The sequence below is a fragment of the Gordonia spumicola genome, from assembly GCF_009932475.1.
Classification (GTDB): domain Bacteria; phylum Actinomycetota; class Actinomycetes; order Mycobacteriales; family Mycobacteriaceae; genus Gordonia; species Gordonia spumicola.
This window is the reverse complement of the sequence record NZ_BJOV01000005.1, coordinates 286,523-303,095: the sequence shown is the minus strand read 5'-3', so window position 1 is coordinate 303,095 and position 16,573 is coordinate 286,523. Positions and strand designations below refer to the sequence as shown.

The 16,573-nt window shown below is 69.0% G+C and carries 8 protein-coding genes and 1 tRNA gene; 4 read left to right on the top strand and 5 right to left on the bottom strand.

Translation table 11 applies throughout. From position 1 onward, the window contains the following. Positions 1 to 158 precede the first annotated feature (158 nt). The 4 genes from GYB83_RS12645 to GYB83_RS12630 all read right to left on the bottom strand — a co-directional run bounded on the left by GYB83_RS12645 (position 159) and on the right by GYB83_RS12630 (position 5,428). A tRNA-Arg gene (locus GYB83_RS12645) sits at positions 159 to 234 on the bottom strand. Positions 235 to 323: 89 nt separating this feature from the next. Further along, complete coding sequence (locus GYB83_RS12640; RefSeq protein ID WP_161895855.1) at positions 324 to 2,915, bottom strand: AAA family ATPase; 2,592 nt, start codon at positions 2,913 to 2,915, stop codon at positions 324 to 326. Continuing rightward, positions 2,912 to 4,159, bottom strand: a complete 1,248-nt coding sequence (locus tag GYB83_RS12635) for a metallophosphoesterase family protein (protein ID WP_161895854.1) — start codon at positions 4,157 to 4,159, stop codon at positions 2,912 to 2,914. The genes GYB83_RS12640 and GYB83_RS12635 overlap by 4 nt, the downstream gene beginning before the upstream one ends. Positions 4,160 to 4,258: 99 nt before the next feature. Next, on the bottom strand, positions 4,259 to 5,428 hold the full coding sequence (locus tag GYB83_RS12630) for a serine hydrolase domain-containing protein (protein ID WP_228461449.1): 1,170 nt from the start codon (positions 5,426 to 5,428) through the stop codon (positions 4,259 to 4,261). Between the two features lie 118 nt (positions 5,429 to 5,546). Between GYB83_RS12630 and GYB83_RS12625 the strand changes: the two genes are divergently transcribed. Next, positions 5,547 to 6,221, top strand: a complete 675-nt coding sequence (locus tag GYB83_RS12625; RefSeq protein WP_228461447.1) for a TetR/AcrR family transcriptional regulator — start codon at positions 5,547 to 5,549, stop codon at positions 6,219 to 6,221. Here the strand turns inward: GYB83_RS12625 and GYB83_RS12620 are convergent. Continuing rightward, a complete protein-coding gene (locus tag GYB83_RS12620; protein ID WP_161895853.1) occupies positions 6,218 to 7,705 on the bottom strand; it encodes an MFS transporter in 1,488 nt (495 codons plus the stop codon). The two genes, GYB83_RS12625 and GYB83_RS12620, sit on opposite strands and share 4 nt — an antisense overlap. 198 nt (positions 7,706 to 7,903) lie before the next feature. Here GYB83_RS12620 and GYB83_RS12615 point away from each other — a divergent pair, with 198 nt between their 5' ends. The 3 genes from GYB83_RS12615 (at position 7,904) to GYB83_RS12605 (ending at position 16,162) form a co-directional block, all read left to right on the top strand. Then, positions 7,904 to 8,695 (top strand): hypothetical protein, encoded by a 792-nt coding sequence (locus GYB83_RS12615; RefSeq protein WP_371865061.1) that lies wholly within the window; start codon positions 7,904 to 7,906, stop codon positions 8,693 to 8,695. Further along, positions 8,692 to 12,324: an ABC transporter ATP-binding protein gene (locus GYB83_RS12610; RefSeq protein ID WP_186349846.1), complete on the top strand. Its 3,633-nt coding sequence runs from the start codon at positions 8,692 to 8,694 to the stop codon at positions 12,322 to 12,324. The genes GYB83_RS12615 and GYB83_RS12610 overlap by 4 nt, the downstream gene beginning before the upstream one ends. Before the next feature lie 127 nt (positions 12,325 to 12,451). Further along, entirely contained in the window at positions 12,452 to 16,162 is a 3,711-nt protein-coding gene (locus GYB83_RS12605; protein WP_161895852.1) for a multifunctional oxoglutarate decarboxylase/oxoglutarate dehydrogenase thiamine pyrophosphate-binding subunit/dihydrolipoyllysine-residue succinyltransferase subunit, read from the top strand. The last annotated feature ends 411 nt before the right edge of the window (positions 16,163 to 16,573 follow it).

Here is a 16,573-nt window from a genome sequence, read left to right as displayed (position 1 = left end):
CCAGCAATCGCCGTATAGACACATTCCACGTCATTCAGACGCGATTCGATCCGTTGATCGGTGAAGCGGCCGACCCTGGACCGTCGGGCAGTGCATCGGAATGACGAATGCCGCCGACCCGAGACCGAATCGGTCTGGATCGACGGCATTCGCTGCACTGGTGCCCCCCGCAGGATTCGAACCTGCGACCTTCTGCTCCGGAGGCAGACGCTCTATCCCCTGAGCTAGGGGGGCCGGTCAAGCGAAAGCAACAGTAGCGCACCGCTGTCCGCGCGCCCAACACCGGGGTGGCGTGAGCGACGCCGACGACCGGGGACCGCAGCTCAGACCGCGATGAGTTTGGCGTCGCGGACGTCGCGGTATCGGTCCGGTGTACAGGTGAGGACGATGATCTGGGCGTCGCCCGCGGCGTCGCTGAGGACGTGTGCCATCGAGGTGAGTCGAGTGGGGTCGGTGTAGCCGAGTGCGTCGTCGAGGATCACCGGAACGCCGTCGGCGTCGTCGATGAGCGACGCGCACGCGAGCCGCGCGAGCAATCCCAACTGTTCCTGGGCGCCACCCGACAGTGCACGCACGTCGACGGTCACGCCGTCGACTGTCCGCGTCTGGATCTGGAAGTCGTCCGCAACGTGGAATCGAACGCCGTCCCCGAACACCGGTGCCGCTAACTCCTCCAGACGTGCCGTGAACGGGTCGACATACCTGGCACGAGTCTCGGTCCGCTTGCGCTGCAACGTCTCGTACAACACGCGGGCACCGCGCGCACGGGCCGTCACCCGCTCGAGCGCGGCCTGTGCGGCGTCGTTGTCGGCGACCGCGTCCGACAATTCGTCGAACCTGCCGTCACTACGACACACTTCGAGCCGGGTGACCAGTTCTGTCTGCAGCGTGCGCAGGTCGGCGATCTTGCCTCGCGTTCGCTCGAGCGCCGCATCGGCCTCATCGGCGCGCCCACGTACTCCGTCGACGTCGAGCCTGACCGCCTCTGCCGTGATCTTCGCCGCCGCGGTCTGTGCCGAGTCCAGTTCACGGACCGCAGCGGACGACGCGGCCACCAGGTCCGCATCGGACGCCTCGCCTATCGCACGCATCAGCTCCTCGCGCAGTGCCCCGGCCGACACCGCGGCCTTCGCGCCGGACTCCTCCCACACCTGAGCCTTGGCCGCATGCTCACGTTCGGCGGCACGCTCCACGTCGCGCACGCGCTCGAATCGCGCGGCCGCCTCGGAGGCGTCGCGTTCGCGCACCCTGAGTGCACCGACGTCCTCGAAACGCTCGGGTTCGCCTGCGGGGATGCGCGCATCGAGGGCGGCACGCTCAGCTGTCAGCTCGTCGACGGTGCGTTCACCCAGTTCACGGCGGATCGCACGGTCCATCTCCCGGACACGACCGACCGCCTCCGCACGACGCGCCGCCGCGATCGCGATGTCGGCCAACGATTCGACGCCGCACCGTTCGACGAGGTCGGCTTCGCGGCGGTGCAGGTCGGCGAGCGCTGTCGCCAGCTCCGTGGCGTCCGCACCAGGCAGCACCTCGACCCGCAGGGACTCCGACTCGATCGACAGCGGATGCGCCGCGGTCAGCCGCGTCTGCGCCGTCAGCGACTCGCCGTCGACGGTCACCGCGCCTCCGACGGGGGTGACGACAACCGTCGCCACGCCCGCGTCGAGCCGCGCCTGCACACGAGTCATCTCGCGGTCGATGTCGGACGCCGCGCGGGCGTCGTCATCGGTGGCGATCAGGCCGGCGACGGTGTCGTTCGCCGCACGCAGTTCCCCCGTCAGCCGCTCGATCTCCGCGAGCTTCTGCGCCGTCTCGGCTCGTCGACGCCGATCCGCCGCCACCACAGCCGCGGCTTCGGCGGCGACGATCCGCTCGCGCAACGACGTCACCTTCGCGGTGGCCTCGTGGAGTTCCACGTCCCGGTCGGCGGCGCGCTCGCGCGCCGCGTGGGCGTCGGCACGAGCGCCGTCGGCCGCGACCCGGCCCGACGCGACATCCGACTCGGCCTGCCCGACCCGCTTGCGGAGGTCGGCGCGGGCCTTGACCACCGCGGCCGCGGCGTTCACCTCGGCCTGACGCTGCGCGACGACGGCCTTCGCCTTCTCCACCTTCTCGAGAACCGCGTCGGCCTGCGCGGCCTCCGCGGTGAGTCTCGCCAGCTCCACGCGCTGCTCCGACTCCACGGCGGCGGCATCGGCGATCGCCTGCGCGACACCGGGCAGCCTGTCGGTGGCCTCCTTCACGGACGCGAGAATCCGTTCGCGTTCGGCGACCGCCGTCGCGGCCTCGTCCGCCGCGGTGCGAGCCTGCAGCAGCTCGCCCGTCGGACGGCCTTGCGCCGCGGTGAAGTACCTCTGGTACTCGGCGGTGACGGCGGCGAGCAGGTCTTGCGTCGCCGCGCTCTCCCCCGCCCGGGTGTCGTCGACGTCGCCCGCCGCCCGATCCAGTGCGCGCGAGAGCGCGGTGCTGTCGGTCAACGCACCGAGTTCCGGGTCGGCCGACTGCAGCAGGCTCAGCGCCCGGTACAACGTCCGGTCGAGCGACTCGTCGAGTATCTGCTCCACCCGCTCGTGCGCGGCTCGCCCGGTGACCTGTTCGGGCGTCGGCTCGATGATCGTCAGCGACGTCTCCGGCGACTTGTTGAACCGTTTGAAGTATTCGAACCGGTAGACGCCGCATGAGATCTCCGCGGTCACCTCGCTCCCGACGTCCCGCCCGGATGGCTGGACGGCCCGCACCGAGGCCTTGCCGCTCTTGTCCCTGGTGGTCAGGAGTAGATCGAGCGCTTCGACCATCGACGACTTGCCCGCCTCGTTGTCGCCCTCGATGACGGTGACTCCGGAATCGGCGAAGACGACTTCCCGTTCGGCGATGCCGCGGAAGTCGGCGACCTTCAACCGGTGAATCCTCACGACACTGTCCCCGCCAGGCGCAGCAACAACGACAGCGCGGCGCGCGCATCCGGATCGTCCGCCGACCGTTCGACGATCTCGGCCGCGGCGTCCGCGGCGTATCCCTGGAGGTCGAGATCGGCGAGGTCGATGTCGCCCGAGACGATCGTCAGATCATGTTCGCGCTCCCACCGCGTCAGGGCCGCGAGACGGTCGCCGAACTCGTCGAGGAGTTCCTCGAGCAGGACGTTCTCGGCGACCGTCAGCGTGCCGACGAGTGCCAGCTGCACCACGGTGTGGGGTTTGTCGACGATCGCCGACAGCGTCGCCCGGAGCCGTTCGACGTCGGCCGCCGAGTTCACGTCCTGGGTGAGGGTGCGGAACGCCCACTGTCCGACGCGATGGGACTGCACGTCGATCGACCGCTGCCCGCCCCGCCGGAGGGAGACCTGCAGGACATTGCCCGGTGCGGTCTCGACGTTGTCGAACGCGGTCACCTCGGGGGCGCCGGAGTACCAGACGCGCCCGGTGTCGCCGACGCTCGTCGTCGAATGCCTGTCGCCCAGGGCCACATAGTCGACGAGCGCGTCGACCGCCGCGTCGACACCGGCCGACACCACGATCGACGGGTCGGGGTTGGGGCTGAGCGAGTCCATGCCGCCGTGACCCACGACGATCCGGATGTCGTCGGACGGCCCGAGCGCGGCCAGCTGGTCGCCGACCAGGTCGGTCGACGGATGCTTGGTGTGCCACGGCGCCGCCACGATGCTGACGCCGTCACGCACACGCAGCACTCCGGGCTTGTCGAGGACATGCACATCGTCCGGTTTGGCCGCGACGAACTCCGCCGACGTGTACACGCTGGTCGCGTCGAGCGGGTCGTGATTGCCCGGCAGCAGGTAGACGGGGACCGGGTAGTCGCCGAGCGCGTCGAGGGTGCGGCGGATCACGCGGGTCGACACGCGCGGGTCGTCGAACACGTCGCCGCACACGACGACGAACTCCGCGCCGGTCTCGGCCGCGATCTCGCCGATCCGGACCACCGCGGCGTCGCGGGCAGCCGCGTAGGTGTGCTGGGCCTCACCGGTGAGGAAGCGCCGGGTCATCCCGAGCTGCCAGTCGGCGGTGTGCAGGAAGGTGACCTCCCGATCGGCGGCCGGGGCGGGCGTCGCGGCCTTGGCGCGACGCTTGCGGACGGGCTTCGGCTTCGGCTCGGGGAGATCGAGCTCGAAGAGCGGCTCCATCTCGTACATCGGCTGACTCATCGCGACCTCCTCTCATGACCTCGGCGAACCACCCGTGGCGAAACGGTTCGACTGAGATACTACGAGCGGCCTACGACAATTCCGGATTCCGGCACGCTGTCAGGCGCGGCCGGTGATCCGATCGGTGACGGCGCGGAACGCGTGCAGGGCCTCTTCCTGGTGCGCGTCGTCGGTCATGTCCTCGCTGTTCTGCGCGATCACGACGTGGTCGCGCGGGGACACGTAGACGTACTGGCCGAGGATGCCGACAGCCATGAAGTCGCCGCGGTCGCCGTCGCCGATCCACCACTGGTAGCCGTATCCGTACACCGAATGCGGGTACAGCGCACCGGGCCTGACCTGCGACGACTGCGGGGTCGTCGCCTCGCGGACCCAAGCCGAGGGCACCACCTGACGGCCGCGCACCACGCCGTCGTTCATGAACAACTGCCCGAACCGGGCGAAGTCGCGCGTGGTCGCGTGGTAGGAGGCGTAGGCGATCGTCGAACCGTAGTAGTCCTCACCGACGGGTGTCGGGTTCTTCATGCCCGCGGGCTTCCAGATGTTGTCCTGAACGAAGCGGGTGAGCTGCTGGCCGGTCACCTTGCTGACCAGGCGACCGAGCACAAAAGTGTCGATGGACGCGTAGTTGAACTTCTCACCCGACGGCCTCACGCGGACCGATTCGCGAGCCTGATCGATGAGCGGCTGACCGAGGACCATCCGGATGGTCGTGCCGGTGGCGCCCTGGGTCGGATCGGTGTACGTCGACTCGTCGTACCGCTGGCCCGACGACATCTGCAGGATGTGCTTGATCGGGACGCCGTTGTAGCCGGACCCCTTGAGCTCGGGCAGGTACCTGGTGATCGGGTCGTCGACCGACCTGATGAGGCCTCGTCCGACGGCGATGCCGACGGCGGTGGAGGTGATCGACTTGCCGACCGACCAGGAGTTGAAATGGCTGTTCATCGTGTAGCCGGAGAAGTAGCGCTCGTCGAGGATCTTGCCGTGGTGCAGGACGACCAGACCGCGGGCCGACGCACGACGCAGGTAGTCGTCGAAGTTCCGCTGCTCGCCCGCGAAGCGGTACGACGCCGACACCCTGCCCGGCACGCGGGGCAGCTCGACGGGGTTCGCCGACGGCGCCATCGTGGTGGTCTTGTAGAAGATCACGTGCGGCAGGACGGGCAACGACTCCGGCTCCGGCGACGCCCCCGCGGGCGCGCTGGTGAGGCCCAATGCGGCGACGAGGCCGACCGCTCCGACGGCGAGGCGCAAGCGTGTGTTCACAGTGACTCCTGAGACGAGTTCCGGCTGGATCAGTGATGATCAGACCAGTGCGACACCAGCGTTGTCAACACTGGTGACATCGGGCCCGCGAATCGGCGACACCGTAGGATTTCAGCTTGTGCCCTCCACCTCCGACGCCCCGCGACAGCGCCTGACCCGCGAACGCGTCATCGACGCCGCCCTCGAGATCATGGACGCCGACGGGTCGGACGCTCTCACCTTCCGCAGCCTCGGCCGCGCGCTCGGCGTCGACCACACCGCGTTCCTGCGCCACTTCCGCAACAAGGACGACCTGATCCTCGCGCTGGCCGACCGCCTGCTTCAACAGGCCGTCGACGCCGTCGAACCGTCCGACGACTGGCGCATGTCCCTGCGGGCGTTGAGCTTCAGCGTTCGGAACACCTTCCGGCGGCATCCGCGGGTCGCGACCGTCGTCGCGGGGCGGACGGCGCGCAGCGACGCCGAGTTCGCGGGGGCCGACATCGTCATCGGGGCGCTCCTCGCGGCCGGTCTCGACGGCGCCGAGGCGGCCTCCTACTACCGTGCGCTCGTCGACGTGGCCCTGGCGTACGCGGCCCTCGAGGCGTCGGTGTCGACACTGCCCGCGGCCGACGCCGAAGGCGACCGACGCGCGTGGACGCACGAGTACCAGTCGGTCGACGCCGACCGCTTCCCTCACCTCGCGTCCGTGGCGGAACATCTGCCCGCTGTCGACCGACAGGACCAGTTCGACGTCGCGTTCGGTCTGCTCGTCGACGCCATCGAGGTACGTGTGAGCCGGGGTCGAGGCTAAGTCAGCGCGTCCTCGGCCGGAGCCGCGGCGGGCGCACCCTGATGGGCGGGCCGCTTGAGGAACAGGGTCGCCACGAAGCCGATGAGCAGCATGCCCGCGGCCAGGTAGATGGACTCGCCCATCGCGTCGGCGAACCCCGGCTTGACCATCTCGGGGAGGACTCCCGTACCCGCATGGTCGACGTCCTGGCCGGGGAACTTGGCGGCCAGTCGCGAGATCATCAGCGCACCGATCGCCGACGAACCGATCACCGAACCGACCACGCGAGTGGTGTTGTAGACGCCCGCTCCCGCTCCGGCCTGATGCCACGGGAGGTCGCGCGTCGCGGTGGCGGCGAGCGGAGCCCAGATGCCCGCGCTCGACACGCCCATGAGCAGCGTCGGCAGGATCAGCAGCCACACGGGGGTGTCCGGATGGAACACGAACCCGGCCCACGCGGTCGCGACCGCGTAGCCGAGCAGTCCGGTCGCGATGACGACGCTCGGGTGGACGCGGTCGAGGATGCGTCCGACGATCGGGGCCAGGACACCCGTCATGACCGCCATCGGCACCATGACCAGCGCCGACCTGGTCGGCGACATGCCGCCGACGAGCTGCAGATAGAACATGATCGGGATCATCGACCCGGACACCGCGAAGCCCATCGACATGATGCCGATGTTCGACAGCGTGAAGTTGCGGTTCCGGAAGAGGCTCAGCGGGACGAGCGGCTCGGTGCGCGCCTTCGCCTGCCACACGACGAACAGGACGAGGAACACGACGCCGCCCCCGATGAGACCCCAGATCCATGCGTCCCAGTCGTAGCTCTCTCCCTCCTGGATGCCGAACACGACGGCCGTCAGACCGATCGCCGACAGGACCACTCCGATCCAGTCGAACTTGTGGTCGTGCGTCTCGACGTCGGGCACGAGCATCTGCGCGAGGACGAGGCCGATCAGGCCGACCGGCAGGTTGACGAAGAAGATCCACTCCCAGCCGAACGAGTCGGTGAGCACGCCGCCCAACAAAGGGCCGACGAGGGTCGCGACACCGGCGACCGTGCCCCAGACGCCCATCGCCGCACCGCGTCGCTCCGGCGGGAAGATCCGCGTGATCAACGCCATCGTCTGCGGCGTGATGAGCGCGGCGCCGAGTCCCTGGACGCCACGCGCGACGATCAGTTCACCGATCGAACCGGACAGGCCACACCACAGGCTCGCGAGGGTGAAGACGAGCAGACCCGCCTGGTACACCTTCTTCGGCCCGATCTTGTCGCCGAGACGGCCCGCGATCAGCAGCGGGACCGCATAGGTCAGCAGGTATGCGCTGGTCACCCACACGATTCCGCTGACGCTGGCGTCCAGCGCCTCCTTGATCTGGGGCTGCGCGACGGCCACGATCGACATGTCGACGAGGATCATGAAGAAGCCGATGCACAGCGCTATGAGCGCCGCCCACGGCCGATCGGTGACCGGCTTGAACCCCGATGCTCCCGGAACTGACATAGCTGACTCCCCGCGTCGGTTGAGCTGAACAGCAGTGAAGGTTATCACCGTTCACCGACACTCATCGGCCGGGAATAATGGCGGATGGACATGGTTGAACGAAGGTGGTTCTGCCACCGAGCCGCCGGCGCGCCACGCGCCGCGCAACGACAGTTCGGCGTCGATGAGAGCCGAGCCGCAGAGTCAAGGAGACACGACGTGATCGGTAAGAAGAAGTCCACTCCCCCGCCCGCGCTCCCCGCCGCTGCCGACCCCGCCGTCGTCGACGGCTCCCACAAGTCGTCCGGCGTGGTCCTGAGCACCCTCGTCGACAAGGCCCAGCGACTCCAGCGGCCCGCCGTCACGAAGTACGTGGCGAGCATCCGCCGCAGGCATCCCGACGAGACTCCGGCGCAGATCGTCGCCCGCCTGGAGAAGCACTACCTCACCACCGTCACCGCGTCGGGCGGCGCGGTCGGCGCGACCGCCGCCATACCCGGCGTCGGCACCGTCACCGCCATCGGCGCGATGTCGGCTGAGACGGTGTTCTTCATCGAGGCGTCCGCCCTCCTGGCGTTGGCGATCGCGGAGGTCTACGGCATCAGTCCCGCGGACACCGACCGCAGGCGGATCCTCGTCCTCGGCGTGGCGCTCGGCGAAGAGGGCACCGCGGTGATCGGGAAGGCGCTCGGCGCCCGCGGCACCACCGCGATCACGAGTCTGAACATCCCCGGCATCCCCGGGGTGAACCTCGCGACCATCAACAAGGCGCTCACCAACCGCTTCGTCAAGAAGTTCACCCTCGGCAAGGCCCCGGTGATGTTCGGCAAGGTGCTGCCCGGCGGCATCGGCGCCGTGATCGGCGGGCTGGGCAACCGCGCGCTCGGTTCGGCGGTCGTGCGCAACGCGCGCGCGGCATTCGGGCCGCCGCCGGTCCGCTGGCACGACGGCGGCGTCGTCGACGGCAGCCTCGTCGCTCCCGCGCTGCCCCGCCCCGGAGGCGCGAACTGAAAGGCTGGATCGCGTCGCTGGCGGCCGAGTGCCTCCGGCGGCGCGGCCTCGCCGCCGCGACGATCGGCGTCACGCTCGGCGCGGTCGCGGTCGACCTGACGGCTCCGCTCCTCGTCAAGGCGGCGATGGACATCGCGACACACGCCGCGGACGCGCCGCGGATCACCCTCGGGGCCGTGGTAGGGATGCTCGTCGCCGCGGCCTTCGTTCGCTACCTGTGCCAGTTCGGCAGGCGCATGACGGCAGGCGCCGTCGCCGCCGGTGTGCAGGACCGTCTGCGTCGACGCATCCTCGACACCCTGCTCCACCTGGACGGCCGGTCACGCGACGACATCCGCACCGGACAGATCGTGTCCCGGTCGATCAGCGACCTCCAGGTCGTCCAGGGCCTGCTCGCGATGACGCCGCTCGCCTTGGGCGGCGCGGTCCAGGTGGTCCTCGCCTTCGGCGTCATGGCGTTCCTGTCTCCGCTGCTGACCGTCGTCGCCGTCGGGACCATCCCCCTGCTGGTGCTGCTCGTCTACGTCAGCCGCAAGCGGATGTTCGCCGCCACCTGGTCTGCGCAACAGGCCGCGGCCGACGTCGCGGCCCATGTGGAGGAGACCGTGACCGGGGTCCGCGTGGTGAAGGGGTTCGGTCAGGAGGACAGGACCACCGACCGGCTCGCCGAACTCTGCACGCGCCTGTATCGGGAGAAGCTGCGGGCCGCGCGCCTGTCGGCCTGGTTCACACCGACGATGACGTCGATCCCCCAGATCGGGATGGTCCTGGTGATCGGCATCGGCGGATGGCTCACCGCCCGCGGCGACATCACCCCCGGAACGTTCCTCGCCTTCTCCACCTATCTCGCGACCATGACGGGTTTGGCCCGCGTCCTCACGAATCTGGTGGTCAACGCGCAGATCGCGGCGTCGTCGGCCACGCGCGTCTTCGACGTCATCGATCATCCGCGCGACCCGGCGTACGGCGCGGGCGCGGCACTGCCCGACGGAGACCTGTCGGTGGCCTTCGACGACGTCACGTTCGCGCACGAGCACCGCACCGTCTTGGACGGCCTGTCCCTGACGATCGCGCCGGGCGAATGCGTCGCCGTCGTCGGCGGGCCGGGGTCGGGGAAGTCGACGCTCGCCGACCTGCTGACCGGGACGTACCGGCCGCAGTCGGGGACGGTGCGGCTCGTCGGGGCCGGATCGGCCGTGGACGTCGCCGACCTCGCACCCGACGTGCTCCACTCGGCCGTCGCCACCGTCGACGACGAACCGTTCCTCTACTCCGACTCGATCGCCGCCAACATCGCGCTCGACGGCGACCACGACGGCGTCCCGGCGGCCGCGCGGGCCGCGGCGGCCGATTTCGCCGAAGCCTTCGACGACGGTTACGCCACCCGCGTCGGCGAACGCGGACTCACCCTGTCGGGCGGCCAGCGCCAGCGTGTGGCCCTCGCCAGGGCCCTGCATTCCGGCACCCCGATACTGGTGCTCGACGACGCGACGTCCGCCGTGGACGCCGCGACCGAGGCCCGCATCCTCCGTCGTCTCCGTGGTCAGCGGTCGACGATGCTCGTCCTGGCGCACCGCTCGTCGACGCTCGCGATCGCCGACCGCGTCGCGGTGCTGTCCGAGGGGCAGATCGTCGACGTCGGGACCGTCGCCGAATTGACCGCCCGCAGTCCCGAGTTCACCAGGCTGATGGCCGCGGCCGACGCCGACGGCCCCGCACCCGAACCCACGGTCGACGACCTGTGGCCCGGGACCGACACGACCGATCGCGGCAGTGCGCTCGGAGCGATGGCCGTGTCCGACCGACTCGCTCAATCGCTCGCCGCGTTGCCGCCCGCCACGGAGGAGCCGCGCGTCGACGTCGAGCGTGCGCGCGCCGAGACGCCCGGCTTCGGTCTGCGGCAGATCGTCCGGCCGGTGCGCGCACTGATCGCGGTGGTGATCGCCGCGATCAGCGTCGACACTCTCGTCGGGCTGGTGTTCCCGACCCTCGCCAAACGCGTGCTGGCCGCGGACGGGACCGACGTGATCGTCACCGTCACCCTCATCGGCCTCGGGCTGGTCGCCGTCTCGTGGGCGGCGTCGCGTGTCAACACGATCCTGGCCGCCCGCGCGGGCGAACGCGTCCTGTTCACGCTGCGCGTCCGCAGCTACGCGCACCTGCAACGCCTCGGGCTCGACTACTACGAGCGGGAGTTGTCCGGGCGGATCATGACCCGCATGACGACGGACGTCGACGCGCTGTCCGGATTCCTGCAGACCGGACTGTCGTCGGCCATCGTGTCGGTCATGACGCTCGGCGGAGTGCTCGCCGCCCTGCTGATCACCGACTGGCGCGTCGGGGTGGCGGTGCTGCCGATCTTCCCGGTGCTGATCGCCGCGACGGTCGTCTTCCGGCGCATATCGTCGGCGTCGTACACCCGGGCCCGGGAATTGATCTCCACGGTCAACGCCGACTTCCAGGAGAACATCGCCGGACTGTCCACCACGCGCGGATACCGACGCACGCAGGAGGCCGTCGCCCGGTTCGGGGCCCGCTCGGACACCTGGTACGCCGCGCGCATGACGTCCCAGCGCGCCGTCGCGTCGTACTTCCCGTTCATCACCTTCTGCGCGGACATCGCCACGGCCGTCGCGGTCGGCGTCGGCGCGCACCAGATCGCGTCCGGGGCCCTGCATCCCGGAACCCTCGTCGCGTTCGTCCTGTACCTGGCGATGCTGTTCGGCCCCGTCCAGCAGCTCACCCAGGTGTTCGACGGCTACCAGCAGGCCTCGGTGGGACTGCGCCGCATCCGGGACCTCGTGACCACGCCGTCGTCGATCTCCGACGTCGACGACACCGGACCTGTCGAGTTCAACGGCGACGTCCGCTTCGACGCGGTGGACTTCGCCTACCGAGGCGCGACGCGCAATGCGCTGACCGACGTGAACCTGCACATCCCGGCCGGAGCCTCGCTCGCCCTCGTCGGCGCGACGGGAGCGGGCAAGTCGACGGTGGTGAAACTGCTCGCCCGCTTCTACGACCCGACGTCGGGCAGTGTGCGGGTCGACGACGCCGACGTGCGCGAGCTGAATCTGCGCAGGTACCGCTCGCGACTGGGCGTCGTCCCGCAGGAGCCGCACCTGTTCGCCGGAACCGTCGCCGAGAACGTCGCCTACGGTCGCCCGGACGCGACGCGCGCCGAGATCGCCGACGCCGCCCGGCGGGTCGGGGCGGCGTCGATGATCGCCGGACTGCCGGGCGGCATGGAGTTCGCCGTCACCGAACGCGGCCGCAGTCTGTCGTCGGGCCAACGGCAGTTGATCGCGTTGGCCCGTGCGGAACTCGTCGAACCCGATGTGATCCTGCTCGACGAGGCGACCGCGACGCTCGATCAGGCGACCGAGGCGCGGGTGCTCGCCGCGGGCGCGGCGCTCGCCGACCGACGGACGACGGTCATCGTCGCGCATCGGCTCGCCACCGCGGCGCGCGCCGACGCGATCGCCGTCGTCGAGGACGGTCGGATCGTCGAGTACGGCGACCACGACACGCTGCTGCGGGCGAACGGCCGCTACCGGAACCTCTGGAATGCCGGGGATTCTATGATTTCCACCACAACTTCGTTGTATACGGCACCAACGTCACGATGAAGAGGACGGGCACGTCGCAGTCCGCGTACGCTGGTTGATTGGCTGGCGGGAAACGGTTCACAAGACCGCGACGTCCGTCCGGCGTCAGACTACAAAGCATCTGGGTGAATTGAGGCGAGACAACGCTGTGAGCAGTTCGATTTCTGAATCCGACTTCGGGCAGAACGAATGGCTGGTCGAAGAGATGTACCAGCGATTCCAGAAAGATCCGGGATCGGTGGACGCCAGTTGGCATGAGTTGCTGACGAACTACCGATCGAACGGCGCCTCGGCGGCCGCCGCTCCGCCGAAGCCTCCGACTCCGCCCGCACCCGCGCCCGCCGCACAGGCCAAGCAGCCGCTGACGCTCGACGCCGAGCCGACCCGCGAGCCGCAGGCTCCGCGCAACCCGGCGCCCGCCCGCGAGGCCGCGGCGACCAAGGCCGCGTCGGGCACCAGCCGTGCGGCGGCGGCGGCGAAGCCCGCGAGCACCGACGCCAGCGACGAGGCGAAGATCCTGCGCGGCCCGGCCGCTGCGATCGTCAAGAACATGACGGCGTCGATGGCCCTCCCGACCGCGACGAGCGTCCGCGCCGTCCCGGCGAAGGCGATGATCGACAACCGGATCGTCGTCAACAATCACCTCGCCCGCACCCGCGGCGGCAAGGTCAGCTTCACCCACATCCTCGGTTACGCGATCGTGCAGGCGATCAAGGCGTTCCCGAACATGAACAACCACTTCAAGGAGATCGACGGCAAGCCGAACGTCGTCACTCCCGCGCACACCAACCTCGGTCTCGCCATCGACCTCAAGGGCAAGAACGGCCAGCGCACCCTCGTCGTCGCCGCGATCAAGGAGTGCGAGACGCTCGACTTCGCGGGCTTCGTCGCCGCGTACGAGGACATCGTCCGCCGCGCCCGCGACGGCAAGCTCGGAGCCTCCGACTTCTCCGGTGTCACCATCTCGCTGACCAACCCCGGAACCATCGGCACCGTCCACTCGGTTCCGCGCCTCATGCCCGGTCAGGGCGCCATCATCGGCGCGGGCGCGATGGACTACCCCGCCGAGTTCCAAGGCGCGAGCGACGAGCAGCTCGCCACCATGGGCGTCGGCAAGCTGATGACGTTGACGTCGACCTACGATCACCGGATCATCCAGGGCGCCGAGTCGGGCGACTTCCTGCGCACCATCCACAATCTGCTTATCGACGACGCGTTCTACGACGAGATCTTCACCTCGCTGCACATCCCGTACGAGCCGATCCGGTGGCGTCGTGACCTGCCCGCGGGCCTCGTCGACAAGAACACCCGCGTCCTCGAGATGATCGCCGCCTACCGCAGCCGCGGTCATCTGATGGCCGACACCGATCCGCTCGCCATGGACAGCGACGCCCGTGCGTCGCACCCCGACCTCGACGTCCTCACCTACAACCTCACGTTGTGGGATCTGGACCGCACCTTCACCGTCGGCGGCTTCCACGGCAAAGACAAGATGAAGCTCCGCGACGTCCTGTCGATCCTGCGCGACGCCTACTGCCGCCACGTCGGCGTCGAGTACACCCACATCCTCGACCCGGAGCAGCAGCGTTGGCTGCAGGATCGCGTCGAGATCAAGCACGTCAAGCCGCCCGTCGCCGAGCAGAAGTACATCCTGTCCAAGCTGAACGCCGCCGAGGCCTTCGAGACGTTCCTCGCGACGAAGTACGTCGGCCAGAAGCGCTTCTCGCTGGAGGGCGCCGAGACCGTCATCCCGATGATGGACGCCGTCATCGACCAGTCGGCCGAGCACGGGTTGGAAGAAGTCGTCATCGGCATGCCGCACCGCGGCCGCCTCAACGTCCTCGCCAACATCGTCGGCAAGCCGTACTCGAAGATCTTCACCGAGTTCGAGGGCAACCTCGGCGAGGCGCAGGCGCACGGCTCGGGCGACGTGAAGTACCACCTCGGAGCCGAGGGCAAGTACTACCAGATGTTCGGCGACAACGAGATCAACGTCTCGCTGACCGCGAACCCCAGCCATCTCGAAGCCGTCGACCCGGTCCTCGAGGGCATCGTCCGCGCCAAGCAGGACCTCCTCGAAGAGGACAACCGCTTCGGCATCCTGCCGCTGATGCTGCACGGTGACGCCGCCTTCGCAGGTCAGGGCGTCGTCGCGGAGACGCTGAACCTGTCGATGCTGAACGGCTACCGCACCGGCGGAACCATTCACATCGTCGTCAACAACCAGGTCGGGTTCACCACCGCACCCGAGTACTCGCGGTCGACCGAGTACTGCACCGACGTCGCGAAGATGATCGGCGCGCCGGTCTTCCACGTCAACGGCGACGATCCCGAAGCCTGCGTGTGGGCGGCCAAGCTCGCCGTCGACTACCGCGAGGCGTTCAACCGCGACGTCGTCATCGACCTCGTCTGCTACCGCCGCCGCGGCCACAACGAGGGCGACGACCCCTCGATGACGCAGCCTGCCATGTACGACGTGATCGACAACATCCGCGGCGTCCGCAAGAGCTACACCGAAGCCCTCATCGGCCGCGGCGACATCTCGACCAAGGAAGCCGAGGACGCTCTCCGCGACTACCAGGGTCAGCTCGAGCGCGTCTTCGTCGAGGTCAAGGAGCTCGAACGCTTCACCCCGGAGGCGTCGCCGTCCGTCGAGGGCGACCAGCAGCTCCCCGAGAAGCTGGTCACGGCCGTCCCGCAGGAGATGCTCACCCGCATCGGCGACGCGTTCGTCAACCTGCCCGAGGGCTTCACCCCGCACCAGCGCGTGAAGCCGGTCATCAAGCGTCGTCACGAGATGACCACGCAGGGCGACGTCGACTGGTCGTTCGCCGAGCTGATGGCGTTCGGCACGCTCGTCCAGGAGGGCACCACCGTCCGACTGTCGGGCCAGGACTCGCGCCGCGGCACGTTCACCCAGCGCCACTCGGTCCTCATCGACCGGGAGAACGGCTCGGAATACACTCCGCTGAACCATCTCGGCGTCGACGGTCCCGGCCGTTTCCTGGTGTACGACTCCCCGCTGTCGGAGTACGCGGTCCTGGGCTTCGAGTACGGCTACGCCGTTGCCAACCCGGACGCGCTCGTCCTCTGGGAAGCGCAGTTCGGCGACTTCGTCAACGGCGCCCAGTCGATCATCGACGAGTTCATCAGCTCCGGTGAGGCCAAGTGGGGCCAGCGGTCGGACGTCGTCCTGCTGCTGCCGCACGGCCACGAGGGCCAGGGACCCGACCACACGTCGGGCCGTATCGAGCGCTTCCTCCAGCTGTGTGCCGAGGGTTCGATGACGGTCGCCCTGCCGTCGACGCCCGCGAGCTACTTCCACCTGCTGCGTCGTCACGTGCACGACGGCATCAGCCGCCCGCTCGTCGTCTTCACCCCGAAGTCGATGCTGCGCAACAAGGCCGCCGTGTCGCCGATCGAGGACTTCACCGAAGGCAAGTTCCAGTCGGTGATCGACGACCCGCGTTTCGCGAAGCAGAGCGCTGACCGGTCGAAGGTGAAGCGCGTGCTCCTGGTCAGCGGCAAGCTCTACTACGAGCTCGCCGCCCGCGCCGAGAAGGACGGCCGCGACGATGTCGCGATCGTCCGCGTGGAACAGCTGTACCCGGTCCCGCATCGTCGCCTCGCACGCACGCTGGAGCAGTACCCGAACGCGAACGACTTCGTGTGGGTCCAGGAGGAGCCCGCCAACCAGGGCCCGTGGCCGTTCCTCGGCCTCTGGCTGCCGGAACTCCTCCCCGAGGTCCTGTCGGGCCTGCGCCGCATCTCGCGTCGCCCCATGTCCGCGCCCTCCTCGGGCTCGAGCAAGGTCCACGCCGTGGAGCAGGCCGAGATCGTCGACGGCGCCTTCGCCTAGTCGCCGTCACTGAGAATGCCCGGACCGTCCTACGACGGTCCGGGCGTTGTCGTCTCCGGTGCTCTACTCGTTCCCCGGACGCTCCCCCGGATCCCCGAGCGCAGTCGAGGGGCGCAGCGCATGCTCCGACCCTCGCGCGCATGTCTCCCGCCCCGATCCTTGAGCGAGCGGAGCGAGTCGAAAGGTCTTCCCAGGTCAACGCACCTCTCGGACGGACCGACTTCGCGTCAAAGATGCTGGGGACGACCCAGGGTGCCTCGTTTCACTGTTTCGTGCGGCACCTGCCTGCCTCGACTTTGACCGAGTGACCTCAACTCACGAATAGTGCCTGAACTTGACCAAGTTCCCTGAGCGCAGGTGACTTGGTCAAGTTCAGGCACTATTCGCACAACGAGGCACTCGATGAACGTT

What these genes read in the sequence shown, in the direction of transcription:
- GYB83_RS12620 (WP_161895853.1), bottom strand. Translation starts at nt 7,705, where the DNA reads ATGTCAGTTCCGGGAGCATCGGGGTTCAAGCCGGTCACCGATCGGCCG.
- GYB83_RS12635 (WP_161895854.1), bottom strand. Translation starts at nt 4,159, where the DNA reads ATGAGTCAGCCGATGTACGAGATGGAGCCGCTCTTCGAGCTCGATCTC.